We start from the raw sequence: 13931 nt of genomic DNA, 5'->3' as shown, positions 1-13931 counted from the left end.
GTGAAGGCCGGAGAAATGACTCCGGCTTTTTTGTCTTTCTTCTTTACCTCATTTCCTATTTCTTCTTTATATTTCCTCGGCTTATCTCCAATAAATAAAATTGGCATACATGTTGCTTTATACCCTGTAGATAGTCAGTGAACACTGATGTTTTTATAGTTTTTGGGGGCAGTATGGCGTCTGATCTTCTGAATGTGGGTACGCAAAGCGTATTAACCGCTCAGAGACAACTCAATACAACAGGTCATAACATTTCTAATGTTAATACAGAGGGTTACAGCCGTCAGTCTGTGATCCAAGGGACCAACATGCCTCGCCAATACGGCGGACAAACCTATGGTATGGGCGTACATGTGGACAATGTTCGCCGCTCATGGGATCAGTTTGCCGTTAAAGAGCTGAACATTGCCACTTCTGAATACGCATTTAAGAGCGATACCGAGCAGAACCTCGATATGTTATCCAAATTGCTCTCTTCCGTTGCGTCTAAAAAAATTCCTGAGAATCTTAACGAGTGGTTTGATGCGGTGAAATCACTGGCGGATTCCCCTAATGACGTGGGCGCTCGTAAAGTGGTACTTGAGAAAGCTAATTTGATTTCTCAAAACCTTAACGATTTCCATGAGACAGTGCGCCGACAGTACGATGTGACCAACAAAGGTCTTGATGTCGGTGTCGAACGTATTAACCAGATCGCAGTTGAAATCCGTGATTTACAGCGTCTGATGATGAAGGTACCTGGTCCTCACAATGATTTAATGGATCAGCATGAAAAGCTGGTGGCTGAGCTTTCTGAGTACACCAATGTTACCGTTACGCCTCGTAAAAATGCGGAAGGATTTAACATCCATATCGGCAATGGTCATACCTTGGTTTCAGGCACTGAAGCAAGCCAGTTGAAAATGATGGACGGCTATCCAGATGTTAAACAACGTCGTCTTGCAATGGTTGAAGGTAATGGGATTAAACCGATTACGGCAAAAGACATCGGCGGCAAAATTGGCGCGTTGATGGATATGCGTGACGATCACATCCCTTACGTTATGGATGAAATCGGCCGCTTAGCGACATCCTTCTCTTATGAAGTGAATAAGTTGCAATGGCAAGGTTTGGATTTGCGTGGCGATGTCGGTCATAACATTTTTACTGATGTGAACTCAGATGTTGCCGCACGTGAGCGTGTTGTTACTCCTGCAGATTCAAAAGCAGACGTCGCCGTTTACATTGATGATATCAGCCAGCTCACTGGTGGAGAGTACTCGCTCTCTTATAATGGCAGTGACTATGTGATCACGCGTCCTAGCGGTGAACAGGTGATTGCAGAGGAATCTCGCGGCAATATTTTTATCGATGGCATGCGAATCCAAATCAACAATGACCCACAAACGGGCGAGCGCGTAATATTGCGCCCAACTCGTAATGGTGCCAAAGAGATTAAGCTCATCACCAACGATCCGGCAAAAATTGCCGCTCAAAGTTATGAAGCATCGACCACGCTTGCCCAAGGCAAAGCGAAATTCAAAATTCTTGAAGCAGGTGCTGTTCGTGAGTTTGAAGTGGTGATCTCTCCTTTGGGTGATCAGTTTGCCGTTACCGATACAAAAGGCAACATCCTTTTGGAACCGCAAGAGTATCCGCCTTCAGGTCCTGTTGAAGTTCAGGGAACTATTTTTGAACTCTCCGGCGGTGCATTGCCGGATGACAAATTTACGGCAAACCTTGTCGCTTCAGAAGGTGACAACGGCAACTTACGTAAAATGATCAATGTTCAAACCAATAAAGAGATGAACGATAACAACTCGACCATCATCGATCTGTACCACAACCTCAATACAGATTTTGGTTTGAAGCTGTCGACTGCTTCACGTCTTACGGACGTTTCTCGTTTAGAAAAGCAGTCAGCACAAGAACGTATTGCTTCTGTATCTGGGGTAAACCTGGATGAAGAAGCGGCAAACATGATGAAGTTTCAACAAGCCTATATGGCTTCGTCTCGTATCATCCAAGCGTCAAACGATACGTTTAACACTATTCTGCAGTTGAGATAGGAGGGAGATTAAATGTTAACTCGAATTTCTAGCTTCCATAACTATCAATCTGTGCAAAACGACATGCGTCGTCAGGAATCGAAAGTTCACCATAACCAAGCGCAGCTAGCGTCTGGTAAGAAGCTATTGTCGGCTGCGGATAACCCGCTCGCGACACATTACATTCAGAACGTGACTCAGCAAGAAGAGCAGTTACGTCAATATTTGGATGCCATTACTTTGGTTCGAAACCGTCTTGAGCATCAGGAAGTTATTGTTAGTAATGCGGAAGAGTTTGCTGATAAAGCCAAGCGGAATGTCATGGAAATGATCAACGGTTCTCTTTCACCTGAAGACCGCGGCGCTATAGCTCGTCAGATCCAAGAGATTTCCAATAACTTCATTAACCTTGCGAATGTTCAGGATGAGATGGGCAACTATATTTTTGCCGGTACCAAACCAAAGAATCAGCCTTTCTTCCGCGACAATGCTGGTAACGTCACTTATTCCGGTGATGACTATCAGCGAAAAATGAAGATTTCTAATAGCTTGGAAATTCCGTTTAACACTCCGGGTAGCAAAATCTTTATGGAGATTGAGAACCCGTTTGGTGATTACGAACCGAATTACGCTTTGCAAGAAGGTTCTGAGTTATTGCTTGAGCGTGCAACCAACAGCAATGTTGATGATAACTCGAACTACACGGTGACATTCGTTGATATGGATAACGGCAAGTTTGGTTATCAACTTGAACGTAACGGCAGCATTGTGCAGGCCGACGAATTTGACGGCAAAACGGGTATCCAGTTTGAAGGGTTAACGATCGCGATTAAAGGGCAGATCACCAAAGGTGACTCTATAACCATCGAGCCGCGTAAAACCTTCAGTATTTTCGACAGCTTTAAAGATGCGATTGAGTATTCATCCCGCTCAGTCGCGGATGCTTCTTCGACTGCGAAGTTACATCAAGTGACAGAGGAACTGCATAAAGCCTTTATTCACTTGAATAAATCGCACACAAATATCGGTGCAAGTTTGAGCACTTTAGATATTCAAGAAGAGCAACACGAAGATTTCAAAATCAGCTTAGCGAAGTCAAAAAGTCAGTTTGAAGACTTGGACTACGCAGAAGCCGTGATTGAATTCAACGAAAATTCCCGAGCACTGCAAGCTTCTCAACAAGCGTTCGGCAAAACCAAAGATTTAACCCTATTTAATTACATCTAACTTGAATGCCATATGTGCAATGCCATATGAGCAAAGTGAAATGTGATTAATAAAGGAACGATTGCCACTTCGTTTATTGATTACGAGTTAATCAATAGTAAAGCGGCAAGTATGCGGCAATTAATTATTGCCGCTGGCTATGACTCTCTAGGTTTTCCAATGATATTGGATAGATGATGTCAGTAACTTATTGAAATTTAGTGCTTTTAAAAATAATTTCACTGAATTTTAAAGTTGGCACACATATTGAATTATCAATACTAGTGTTAATTAAACAATTTTTTAAATCGGCACATGTTGCAGATTTAGCAAGTTATTTACGGTCAGTGCTTCCAAAGAGTAAAGCTGACCGCTTCGCAAAATACTTGCGGACTCGATAGGAGAGCAAACTATGACCATTAATGTAAATACCAACGTGTCGGCAATGACTGCGCAGCGTTATCTAAACAAAGCGACTGGTGAGCTAAACACATCTATGGAGCGCTTGTCGTCTGGTAACCGCATCAACAGTGCGAAAGACGATGCAGCGGGCCTACAAATTTCTAACCGTTTGACTGCTCAGTCTCGTGGTCTAGATGTAGCAATGCGCAATGCCAACGACGGTATTTCGATTGCACAGACTGCGGAAGGTGCAATGAATGAGTCAACCAGCATCCTACAACGTATGCGTGACCTATCTTTGCAATCAGCAAACGGTACCAACTCTTTATCTGAGCGTACAGCGCTTAACGAAGAGGTGTCAGCGCTGCAAGACGAATTAAACCGTATCGCAGAAACCACATCATTCGGTGGACGTAAACTGCTTAACGGTTCATTTGGTGAAGCATCATTCCAGATCGGTTCTAGCTCTGGTGAAGCAATCATCATGGGCCTAACCAGTATCCGTGCTGATGAACCTCGTATGGGTGGTATGGCGTACGTTTCAGAGCAGGGCAAAACAAAAGACTGGGGCGTACCTGTCAACGCAAATGAACTGACTTTCGAGTTTACTGGTAAAGATGGTGAGCCGAAGACGGTAAGCGTTCAAGCTAAAGTCGGTGACGATATCGAAGAGCTTGCAACATATATCAATGGTCAAACTGACGTGTTCAAAGCGTCAGTAGACGAAGATGGCAAGCTACAAATTTTCATCGCTGAACCGGATATGGCACAGGACTTCAACATTGGCGGTAGTCTGGCTGGTGAACTTGGTTTGAGCACTGAAAGTGGCAGATACACAACAGTGCAAGATATTGATGTAACAACAGTGGGCGGTTCTCAAAACGCTGTTGGTATTATCGATGCGGCTTTGAAATACGTTGATTCACAACGTGCTGACTTGGGTGCGAAACAAAACCGTTTAAGCCACAGTATTAGTAACTTGGCAAACATCCAAGAAAACGTTGAAGCGTCTAAGAGCCGTATCAAAGATACAGATTTTGCGAAGGAAACCACGCAACTTACTAAATCTCAAATTCTGCAACAAGCGGGTACCTCAATTCTCGCTCAAGCGAAACAGTTGCCAAACTCTGCAATTACACTATTGCAGTAGTTTTAGGACTCTTCATTAATAAGTCTAGACGTAGACATGTATTGAAGATCCTTTGGCAAAGTATGTTTATTAGAAAGTGGCAGGCTCTCTCAATCTACACCCTGTCTGCCACCGGATAATATTCATACGCCCCGGTATGCCTAAATGTGTTCATTTCTCTTGATCTCCACATGGTTTGGCTACCACAAACAGCCCCAGTTCTCTCAAAGGAAAAGGGGCTTTTCTTTTGCCTGTAATTTGTCATTTCCCTTTCCCCAATATCCGATCTTTTTAAGTTAACCCTTACGTTTATCTAGTCTGCATCCTACAGAGTTGGCAGTTCTTTGCTGTTTGCGTCGCATATTTTCGGTAAATCCTTAATTTTTCTAAAGGTATTCTCTTGTGGGCCGCTAACAGAGATAACTTTGAGAGAACATTTTGGTTTTTCGAGACGTCGGAAGCCGCATTCGAAGTTCCGCTTCGCAGAAAAATCTAGGAGAGACAACTATGTCAGTGAACGTAAATACTAATGTGTCAGCAATGACAGCACAGCGATATTTGAACAGTGCTACATCTGCTCAGCAAACGTCTATGGAACGTTTGTCATCAGGTTCAAAGATCAACAGTGCAAAAGATGACGCAGCAGGTCTACAGATCTCAAACCGTCTGAATGTTCAAAGCCGAGGCTTTGATGTTGCTGTACGTAATGCGAACGATGGTATTTCTATTGCTCAAACCGCTGAAGGTGCGATGAATGAAACTACGAACATTCTACAACGTGTTCGTGATTTATCATTGCAAGCAGCGAACGGCTCGAACTCTAAGTCTGAGCGTGTAGCTATTCAGGAAGAAATTTCGTCAATGAATGATGAACTTAACCGTATCGCGGAAACCACATCATTTGCCGGTGGTAAGCTCCTCAATGGTACCTTTGATACTAAGTCATTCCAGATTGGCGCAGATAGCGGTGAAGCAGTGATGCTTTCACTGAACAATATGCGCAGTGACAACCAGAAAATGGGTGGCGTTAGCTACAAAGCAGAAAATGGTCAAGGTAAAGACTGGGCTGTTAAGTCAGGAAGCAATGATCTGACGATTACTCTTAATGACAAATATGAAGGTGAGAAAACCATCTCTATCAATGCGAAAACAGGCGATGATATTGAAGAGTTAGCCACTTACATTAATGGTCAAACAGACATGGTGAAAGCTTCTGTCGATGAAGACGGCAAACTACAGCTGTTTACTGCGGCAGATAAAGTGGAAGGCCAAGCGACGTTTGGTGGTAGCCTTGCTGGTGAATTGGGCTTTGGTGAAGGTAAAGACGTCACTGTTAAAGATATCGATGTGACAAGCGTTGGTGGTGCACAGCAATCAGTAGCGATTGTTGATGCGGCACTGAAGTTCGTTGATAGCCATCGTGCTGAGTTGGGGGCATTCCAGAATCGCTTTAACCATGCCATCAGCAATTTAGAAAACATTAACGAAAACGTGAATGCTTCTAAGAGCCGAATAAAAGACACTGACTTTGCGAAAGAAACAACGTCATTAACTAAGTCGCAAATACTTTCTCAAGCTTCAAGTACGGTATTGGCACAGGCAAAACAAGCACCAAACTCTGCTTTGGCTCTACTTGGCTAATAGCGAGTACATTAGTGTTAATAAAGAATCCAGCTTCGGCTGGATTTTTTTATACCTAGCAAAGCTTCATTATTACAGTCACCGCCTTTATGACGGAGTATTCGTAGAGAAAAGAAGATCTAAAGGAATAGCAACCGTCTTCAAGGTAATTGATTCAAGCTTTTATAAAGGCGTGGTGATTTGAAATGAAGAGATAAGCAGAGGGATGTTGTTAGACAGATGACAGATAAAACAAAACCCAGCCTAAGCTGGGTTCTATTATGATGGTGCGGAAGGAGAGACTTGAACTCTCACACCTTGCGGCGCCAGAACCTAAATCTGGTGCGTCTACCAATTTCGCCACTTCCGCAACTTAATCTGTAGATTAACTGAATATTGGTCTTCAATTAATCGTTGTAATAATGGCAGGTCTACCTCGAAGTCGAAACAGGGAGAATAGATGGGGCATCAAAGCCTTACTAACCACTATCTTAATTGTAATGGCAGGTCTACCTGGATTCGAACCAGGGAATGGCGGCATCAAAAGCCGCTGCCTTACCGCTTGGCGATAGACCTACAGAGATGATTGCTCATCTAAATAATGGTGCGGAAAGAGAGACTTGAACTCTCACACCTTGCGGCGCCAGAACCTAAATCTGGTGCGTCTACCAATTTCGCCATTTCCGCATCTTAATCTGTAAATTAATTGAATTAGGCGTTCAACTAATTGTTGTAATAACTCGTCTAAAACCAGCTATTCCAAATAGTGACTAATCACTATTTTAAATAATGGCAGGTCTACCTTGAACCCGAATCAGGGAGAATAGACGGGGCATCAAAAATGCTTTCTAACCACTATCTAAATTGTAGTGGCAGGTCTACCTGGATTCGAACCAGGGGATGGCGGCATCAAAAGCCGCTGCCTTACCGCTTGGCGATAGACCTGCAGAGATGATTGCTCATCTGAATAATGGTGCGGAAGGAGAGACTTGAACTCTCACACCTTGCGGCGCCAGAACCTAAATCTGGTGCGTCTACCAATTTCGCCACTTCCGCAACTTAATCTGTAGATTAACTGAATATTGGTCTTCAATTAATCGTTGTAGTGATCTGTCATTTAAAACAAAGCACTTAAATAATGGCAGGTCTACCTGGATTCGAACCAGGGAATGGCGGCATCAAAAGCCGCTGCCTTACCGCTTGGCGATAGACCTGCAGAGATGATTACTCATCTAAATAATGGTGCGGAAAGAGAGACTTGAACTCTCACACCTTGCGGCGCCAGAACCTAAATCTGGTGCGTCTACCAATTTCGCCATTTCCGCATTATTTCCTAAAGACTTTCAACGTTGCTGTTTCAAAAGTACTTAGGAAATGGTGGCTACGACGGGATTCGAACCTGTGACCCCATCATTATGAGTGATGTGCTCTAACCAGCTGAGCTACGTAGCCAACAATAAATAATGGTGCGGAAGGAGAGACTTGAACTCTCACACCTTGCGGCGCCAGAACCTAAATCTGGTGCGTCTACCAATTTCGCCACTTCCGCATCTTAATTTGTAGATTAACTGAATATTGGTTTTCAGATAATCGTTGTAGTGATCTGTCATTTAAAACAAATCACTTTAAATAATGGTAGGTCTACCTCGAAGTCGACACAGGGAGAATAGATGGGGCATCAAAGCCTTACTAACCACTATCTTAATTGTAATGGCAGGTCTACCTGGATTCGAACCAGGGAATGGCGGCATCAAAAGCCGCTGCCTTACCGCTTGGCGATAGACCTGCAGAGATGATTGCTCATCTAAATAATGGTGCGGAAAGAGAGACTTGAACTCTCACACCTTGCGGCGCCAGAACCTAAATCTGGTGCGTCTACCAATTTCGCCATTTCCGCAAAACTTTTAAGATATCGAGATAATATGGTGCGGAAGGAGAGACTTGAACTCTCACACCTTGCGGCGCCAGAACCTAAATCTGGTGCGTCTACCAATTTCGCCACTTCCGCATCTCGGTATCTAAAGTCATTTGCAATCTAACTAAGAGATAAGCAAACAACTTAGAATAAGTGGTGGCTACGACGGGATTCGAACCTGTGACCCCATCATTATGAGTGATGTGCTCTAACCAGCTGAGCTACGTAGCCATCATTTTTGAGCGAGACAATATAATACAAACTCGCTACGAGTTCCAATAAATTTTCAAATACTGAAACTCAATTAATAACTGAGTAGTTATTAAGAATAAATGGCAGGTCTACCTAGAGCCGAAGCAGGGGAATAGACCGAGGCATCAAATGCCTAACTAACCATTTATCTTTTAAATAGTGGCAGGTCTACCTGGATTCGAACCAGGGAATGGCGGCATCAAAAGCCGCTGCCTTACCGCTTGGCGATAGACCTGCAGAGATGATTGCTCATCTTAAATAATGGTGCGGAAAGAGAGACTTGAACTCTCACACCTTGCGGCGCCAGAACCTAAATCTGGTGCGTCTACCAATTTCGCCATTTCCGCATTATTTCCTAAAGACTTTCAACATTGCTGTTTCAAAAAGTACTTAGGAAATGGTGGCTACGACGGGATTCGAACCTGTGACCCCATCATTATGAGTGATGTGCTCTAACCAGCTGAGCTACGTAGCCATTACTATTTCTTGCTCTCAGAACTAAGTTGCCTTATTGCTGAGAACGGTGCGCATTATGCGGATCTGCTTTCGGAGCGTCAACAGTTTTTTTGAATAAATCGCCTGAAACGCATCGTTCGACTTTTTTTTAAACAAAGAGGCGTGTTTGTGATCAAAAAGTGCTAACAAAACAACAGATTTATTACTTTTGCATAGCGGCAAAAATTCATATTTTTTTATTTGAAAATGTCGAAAAAAACAAAAAAGCCAACCGAGTGGTTGGCTTTTATTCGATTCTGTCTGATGCAGATTAAACGTTGAAACGGAAGTGAACAACATCGCCATCTTTAACGATGTAATCTTTGCCTTCTAGTCGCCATTTACCTGCTTCTTTCGCACCGCTTTCACCGTTAAATTGGATAAAATCGTCATAACCGACAACTTCAGCGCGAATGAAACCTTTTTCAAAGTCAGTGTGAATTTTGCCAGCTGCTTTTGGCGCTGTTGCACCAATTGGAATTGTCCAAGCGCGAACTTCTTTAACACCTGCCGTGAAGTAAGTGTGCAGTTCTAGTAGTTCGTAACCCGCACGAATCACGCGGTTTAGACCCGGTTCTTCGATACCCATGTCTGCTAGGAACTCTTCGCGCTCGTCGTCTTCTAATTCAGAAAGCTCAGATTCAATTGCTGCACATACAGGAACAACAACGTTATTCTCTTTTGCTGCAAATTCACGTACGAGATCCAAGTACGGGTTATCTTCAAAACCATCTTCTGCAACGTTAGCAATATACATGGTTGGCTTTAAGGTTAAGAAGTTTAGGTAGCCAATTGCAGCCAGTTCTTCTTTAGTTAAGTCAACTGTACGAGCTGAGCCACCTTCAGTTAAAACAGGCAGTAATTTTTCAAGTGCTACTAGTTCTAACTTAGCGTCTTTGTCGCCGCCTTTTGCTTTCTTCGCGTTACGTTGAATAGCACGTTCACAAGAATCAAGGTCAGCCATTGCCAACTCTAAGTTGATCACTTCGATGTCTTCAATCGGCGAAACTTTGCCTGCAACGTGTACGATGTTTTCGTTCTCGAAACAACGAACAACGTGACCGATCGCATCAGTTTCACGGATGTTAGCTAGGAACTTGTTACCTAGACCTTCACCACGAGAAGCACCCGCAACCAGACCTGCGATATCCACAAATTCCATTGTTGTTGGAAGAATACGCTCAGGATTTACGATTTTCGCTAGTGCATCTAGACGAAGATCTGGAACCGGTACAACACCAGTGTTTGGTTCGATGGTACAAAACGGGAAGTTAGCCGCTTCGATACCTGCTTTTGTAAGAGCATTGAAAAGTGTTGATTTACCAACGTTTGGTAGACCAACAATGCCACATTTAAAACCCATGTCTGTAACCTTATTCAGCTTTGAACGTGTGTAAGCGATTTTGCGCTTTCGTTAGACCATCTTTTAACAAGATATCGAGGCAACGAACCGATTCATCGACGGTTGCATCTAATTGCTCCTGCTCTTTAGCAGGGGCTTTGCCTAACACATAGCCTGCGACTTTATCTTTATGTCCCGGATGACCAATGCCAATCCGCAGACGGTAAAATTCTTTGTTGTTGCCCAGTTTGCTGATGGTGTCTTTTAAGCCATTGTGACCACCATGGCCACCGCCTTTTTTGAACTTAGCAACACCCGGAGGGAGATCAAGTTCATCGTGTGCCACCATGATCTCTTCAGGTTGAATTTGGTAGAACTTTGCAAGAGCTGCAACGGCTTTACCGGATAAATTCATAAAAGTGGTTGGGATCAGCAAACGTAAATCTTCGCCATTGACCACAATACGGCCAGTCAGACCGAAGTATTTAGGCTCATTTTTCAACGTAATATTGTGAATACGAGCCAGTTCTTCTACGACCCATGCACCGGCATTGTGTCGAGTTCTAGAATATTCCGGGCCAGGATTCGCCAGACCGACAAGTAATTTAATAGGTTGACTCAAAGCTAGGATCCCTTAGGAAACGAAAAAGCGCGGTATGATAGCACAAAAATTCCCTTTGGCGCGAGGCTCAAAGGGATTCGGTTCTTTAAGCGTTTTTGAGAGGATGAACAAGTTGTCTCTTTCGCTCCTGTTGACTATTTAGTTAGCGCATTCTGACAACGTTAATTTGCAGTTTCTGTTTGAAGTACGGCAAGTGAATAGCTTTTAACTCATAGCTGGTAAAGGCGTTGCTAGGGGAGTGAGATTGGTTTATCGCCGCGAGATAGGAATAAAAAAAGCGCCTTATTTAGAAGGCGCTTTTTTAACAGTCAATTTCAACGCTTAGTTGAACATTGCTGAGATAGATTCTTCGTTGCTAATACGACGAATCGCTTCTGCTAGCATGGTAGACAGAGTCAACTGAGTCACTTTACCTGTTGCTGCCATTTCTTTAGACAGAGTAATTGAGTCAGTAATGATAACTTGGTCAAGAACAGAGTTCTTAATGTTTTTCGCTGCGTTACCAGAGAATACTGCGTGAGTTGCGTAAGCGAATACACGCTTAGCACCACGGTTCTTCAGAGCTTCTGCTGCTTTACATAGTGTGCCACCTGTATCGATCATATCGTCTACGATCACACAGTCACGACCTTCAACATCACCAATTAGGTTCATTACTTCAGAAACGTTAGCGCGTGGACGACGTTTGTCGACGATTGCGATATCGATATCACCCAGAGCTTTAGCCGTTGCACGTGCACGAACAACGCCGCCTAGGTCAGGAGATACAACTACTGGATCTTCTAAACCACGAGCTTTCATATCTTCAAGAAGTACTGGAGTACCGAAGATGTTGTCTACTGGTACATCGAAGAAACCTTGAATTTGTTCTGCGTGCAGGTCGATAGTAAGAACACGGTCAACACCAACGTTAGAAAGGAAGTCTGCAACAACTTTTGCAGTGATTGGCACACGAGCAGAACGCACACGGCGATCCTGACGAGCATAACCAAAATAAGGAATAACAGCAGTAATACGGCCTGCTGAAGCACGACGCATAGCATCAATCATTACAACGAGTTCCATAAGGTTGTCGTTGGTTGGCTTACAAGTAGATTGGATGATAAATACGTCGCTACCACGAACATTTTCATTGATTTGTACTGCAACTTCTCCATCAGAGAAACGTGAAACAGTAGCATCTCCAAGAGAAATGTATAGACGATCAGCAATACGTTGTGCTAGTTCGGGTGTGGCATTACCAGCAAATAGCTTCATATCAGGCACGGTGGAAACCTCGGGGTTGCGTCCAGTTTTTAAATAGATTGGGGTTGGCTGTTTGGTATCTAGCCAGTGTCTCTTTAAGCGGAGAAACATTTCGCCCTTGGGCGATAAACGCTGAGACGGTGTCAGGGAGTTCGGACAGAACATTTTTTGCATCGTTTTCGTTTGAAAATTCAGCAAAAACGCACGATCCTGTACCGGTCAATCTTGACGGCGCGTATTGTAGCAGCCAAGAAAGTTGCTTATCAACCTCTGGATACAGCATTCGGACAATTTTTTCGCAATCGTTTTCGTATTGAGTGTCAAGAAGCGTGAACAGCTCTCGTTTTGGCGTATTTCTGGTCAAGTCAGGATGACAAAAAATATCTTTAGTTGCGATGCTGACATTCGGTCTCACCACTAAATACCATTTTTCTTGTGCTTCAACAGGCGTTAACTCTTCACCTACACCTTCTGCAAAAGCGGCAAAACCACGGATAAATACGGGTACATCGGCGCCCAAAGCTAAGCCTATCTCTGCGAGCTCGTCATCATTGAGGTTGGTTTGCCAAAGAAAATTCAAAGCGACTAACACGGTCGCGGCATTTGAAGATCCACCACCGATACCTCCGCCCATTGGTAGGATCTTGTTTAACTCAATCTCCGCACCCAAGTTACAACCCGTTTTTTGTTGCAATGCGGTTGCCGCTTTCCAAATCAGGTTGTCTTCAGTTTTTACCCCTTCCAGTTCAGGAGTCAGAGTGATCTTACCGCTCTCGTTGGTGGAGATGGTGATGTCATCACCATAATTGAGAAACTGAAACAGTGTTTGTAGCTCGTGGTAGCCGTTATCACGACGTCCAGTGATGTAGAGAAATAGATTTAACTTTGCAGGAGATGGCCAAACCGTTTTGCCAAAAATCATGGGTTAAGTATCCATTTAGAGATAACAAGTTTTATAGACGTTTGTTGCTGAGTTAGCTGCATTCTATCGGGTAAAGGAATAATGTCATTTTGCCAATTGAATTCTTTATATCGAGTGTAATCGACATGCCAGTTTTGTCGACCTGAAGCTTTGTCCAGAGAAGCTAATGTATTGCTTTCATTAAGCTTAAAATGATCGGCTTTTGTTGGTAGTCCCAGAACCCAGCCCTGAAGATCGTCGATAGGGATATCCAGTCCAGTGAGTTGGTAAATTAATATTTGGCCATTGGCGGCATTGAATTTTTGGTCATCATAGGTTTCTACGATGGCACCTTTAGCATCCATAGAAAGGCTTAGTACAGTTTGACCAAGAAAATTGGTCAGACGAAGTTGACTCTTATTAGATGACTTTTGCCATTGAAAGTTTAAGGTTTCACGCTGCTCTGGTGAGATATAGCCGATCTTGCCGATAACTTGATATGTTTGAATCTGTTGCAGTTTTTGTTGGTGGGCTTGCCACTCTACATCAACGATAGGTTCTGGTGTTGAACTACAGCCAAACAGAATCAGCAAAAAGCTCAAGGAGAGGAGAATACGCGGTTTAATCATCATAATTGCTCGTTATTTGTCCGGCAAAGTGAGTGAAACTGGCGCTACTATATCATTGATATCACGAAGTCGGGAAAACAAATCCTCGTTGCTCTTTCAATCACAAGGGGCATAAAGTAAAATTCTGCCCCTAATTCATTTCTTAC

9 protein-coding genes and 16 tRNA genes are annotated in these 13931 nt (G+C 43.5%); 4 read left to right on the top strand and 21 right to left on the bottom strand.

Going from position 1 to position 13931, the window contains the following annotated elements:
- Positions 1 to 173 precede the first annotated feature (173 nt).
- From flgK to AAGA51_RS11520, 4 genes are all read left to right on the top strand, one after another.
- Positions 174 to 2048 carry a flagellar hook-associated protein FlgK gene (gene flgK / locus AAGA51_RS11535; protein ID WP_042479980.1) on the top strand — a complete coding sequence of 625 codons (1875 nt, stop codon included), beginning with the start codon at positions 174 to 176 and terminating at the stop codon, positions 2046 to 2048.
- Between the two features lie 12 nt (positions 2049 to 2060).
- Entirely contained in the window at positions 2061 to 3254 is a 1194-nt protein-coding gene (gene flgL, locus AAGA51_RS11530) for a flagellar hook-associated protein FlgL (RefSeq protein ID WP_042479977.1), read from the top strand.
- A 391-nt stretch (positions 3255 to 3645) separates the two neighbouring features.
- Positions 3646 to 4785 carry a flagellin gene (locus AAGA51_RS11525; protein WP_042479976.1) on the top strand — a complete coding sequence of 380 codons (1140 nt, stop codon included), beginning with the start codon at positions 3646 to 3648 and terminating at the stop codon, positions 4783 to 4785.
- A 486-nt stretch (positions 4786 to 5271) separates the two neighbouring features.
- Positions 5272 to 6405, top strand: coding sequence for a flagellin (locus AAGA51_RS11520; protein WP_042479973.1), 1134 nt, complete (start codon positions 5272 to 5274; stop codon positions 6403 to 6405).
- 264 nt (positions 6406 to 6669) lie between these two features.
- Here AAGA51_RS11520 and AAGA51_RS11515 read toward each other — a convergent pair.
- The 21 genes from AAGA51_RS11515 to lolB form a co-directional block, all read right to left on the bottom strand.
- Positions 6670 to 6754 (bottom strand) — tRNA-Leu (locus AAGA51_RS11515).
- A gap of 131 nt (positions 6755 to 6885) precedes the next feature.
- Positions 6886 to 6960: transfer RNA gene (locus tag AAGA51_RS11510), tRNA-Gln, on the bottom strand.
- Between the two features lie 26 nt (positions 6961 to 6986).
- Positions 6987 to 7071, bottom strand: a tRNA-Leu gene (locus AAGA51_RS11505).
- A 183-nt stretch (positions 7072 to 7254) separates the two neighbouring features.
- Positions 7255 to 7329: transfer RNA gene (locus AAGA51_RS11500), tRNA-Gln, on the bottom strand.
- A gap of 26 nt (positions 7330 to 7355) precedes the next feature.
- Positions 7356 to 7440, bottom strand: a tRNA-Leu gene (locus AAGA51_RS11495).
- Between the two features lie 83 nt (positions 7441 to 7523).
- Positions 7524 to 7598: transfer RNA gene (locus AAGA51_RS11490), tRNA-Gln, on the bottom strand.
- A gap of 26 nt (positions 7599 to 7624) precedes the next feature.
- Positions 7625 to 7709: transfer RNA gene (locus AAGA51_RS11485), tRNA-Leu, on the bottom strand.
- Positions 7710 to 7759: 50 nt separating this feature from the next.
- A tRNA-Met gene (locus AAGA51_RS11480) sits at positions 7760 to 7836 on the bottom strand.
- A gap of 12 nt (positions 7837 to 7848) precedes the next feature.
- Positions 7849 to 7933, bottom strand: a tRNA-Leu gene (locus AAGA51_RS11475).
- A gap of 162 nt (positions 7934 to 8095) precedes the next feature.
- Positions 8096 to 8170 (bottom strand) — tRNA-Gln (locus AAGA51_RS11470).
- A gap of 26 nt (positions 8171 to 8196) precedes the next feature.
- Positions 8197 to 8281, bottom strand: a tRNA-Leu gene (locus AAGA51_RS11465).
- Between the two features lie 26 nt (positions 8282 to 8307).
- A tRNA-Leu gene (locus tag AAGA51_RS11460) sits at positions 8308 to 8392 on the bottom strand.
- A 61-nt stretch (positions 8393 to 8453) separates the two neighbouring features.
- Positions 8454 to 8530, bottom strand: a tRNA-Met gene (locus AAGA51_RS11455).
- Between the two features lie 181 nt (positions 8531 to 8711).
- Positions 8712 to 8786 (bottom strand) — tRNA-Gln (locus AAGA51_RS11450).
- A 27-nt stretch (positions 8787 to 8813) separates the two neighbouring features.
- Positions 8814 to 8898: transfer RNA gene (locus AAGA51_RS11445), tRNA-Leu, on the bottom strand.
- 51 nt (positions 8899 to 8949) lie between these two features.
- Positions 8950 to 9026 (bottom strand) — tRNA-Met (locus AAGA51_RS11440).
- Between the two features lie 291 nt (positions 9027 to 9317).
- Positions 9318 to 10409 (bottom strand): redox-regulated ATPase YchF, encoded by a 1092-nt coding sequence (gene ychF / locus AAGA51_RS11435; RefSeq protein WP_042484134.1) that lies wholly within the window; start codon positions 10407 to 10409, stop codon positions 9318 to 9320.
- Between the two features lie 10 nt (positions 10410 to 10419).
- Positions 10420 to 11010, bottom strand: a complete 591-nt coding sequence (gene pth, locus AAGA51_RS11430) for an aminoacyl-tRNA hydrolase (RefSeq protein WP_042484131.1) — start codon at positions 11008 to 11010, stop codon at positions 10420 to 10422.
- A gap of 321 nt (positions 11011 to 11331) precedes the next feature.
- Entirely contained in the window at positions 11332 to 12276 is a 945-nt protein-coding gene (locus AAGA51_RS11425) for a ribose-phosphate pyrophosphokinase (protein ID WP_042484128.1), read from the bottom strand.
- Positions 12269 to 13177, bottom strand: coding sequence for a 4-(cytidine 5'-diphospho)-2-C-methyl-D-erythritol kinase (gene ispE, locus AAGA51_RS11420; protein ID WP_042484124.1), 909 nt, complete (start codon positions 13175 to 13177; stop codon positions 12269 to 12271). The genes AAGA51_RS11425 and ispE overlap by 8 nt, the downstream gene beginning before the upstream one ends.
- Positions 13174 to 13788 carry a lipoprotein insertase outer membrane protein LolB gene (lolB, locus tag AAGA51_RS11415; RefSeq protein ID WP_042484121.1) on the bottom strand — a complete coding sequence of 205 codons (615 nt, stop codon included), beginning with the start codon at positions 13786 to 13788 and terminating at the stop codon, positions 13174 to 13176. The genes ispE and lolB overlap by 4 nt, the downstream gene beginning before the upstream one ends.
- Positions 13789 to 13931: the final 143 nt, after the last annotated feature.

The sequence above is a fragment of the Vibrio diazotrophicus genome, from assembly GCF_038452265.1.
In the GTDB taxonomy this organism is placed as follows: Bacteria; Pseudomonadota; Gammaproteobacteria; order Enterobacterales; family Vibrionaceae; genus Vibrio; species Vibrio diazotrophicus.
This window is presented reverse-complemented; position numbering and strand designations above follow the sequence as displayed.

Bases quoted from the DNA above. Each gene is read 5' to 3' on its own strand.
- flgK (WP_042479980.1), top strand. From the start codon at position 174: ATGGCGTCTGATCTTCTGAATGTGGGTACGCAAAGCGTATTAACCGCT.
- flgL (WP_042479977.1), top strand. From the start codon at position 2,061: ATGTTAACTCGAATTTCTAGCTTCCATAACTATCAATCTGTGCAAAAC.
- AAGA51_RS11525 (WP_042479976.1), top strand. From the start codon at position 3,646: ATGACCATTAATGTAAATACCAACGTGTCGGCAATGACTGCGCAGCGT.
- AAGA51_RS11520 (WP_042479973.1), top strand. From the start codon at position 5,272: ATGTCAGTGAACGTAAATACTAATGTGTCAGCAATGACAGCACAGCGA.
- ychF (WP_042484134.1), bottom strand. From the start codon at position 10,409: ATGGGTTTTAAATGTGGCATTGTTGGTCTACCAAACGTTGGTAAATCA.
- ispE (WP_042484124.1), bottom strand. From the start codon at position 13,177: ATGATTTTTGGCAAAACGGTTTGGCCATCTCCTGCAAAGTTAAATCTA.
- lolB (WP_042484121.1), bottom strand. From the start codon at position 13,788: ATGATGATTAAACCGCGTATTCTCCTCTCCTTGAGCTTTTTGCTGATT.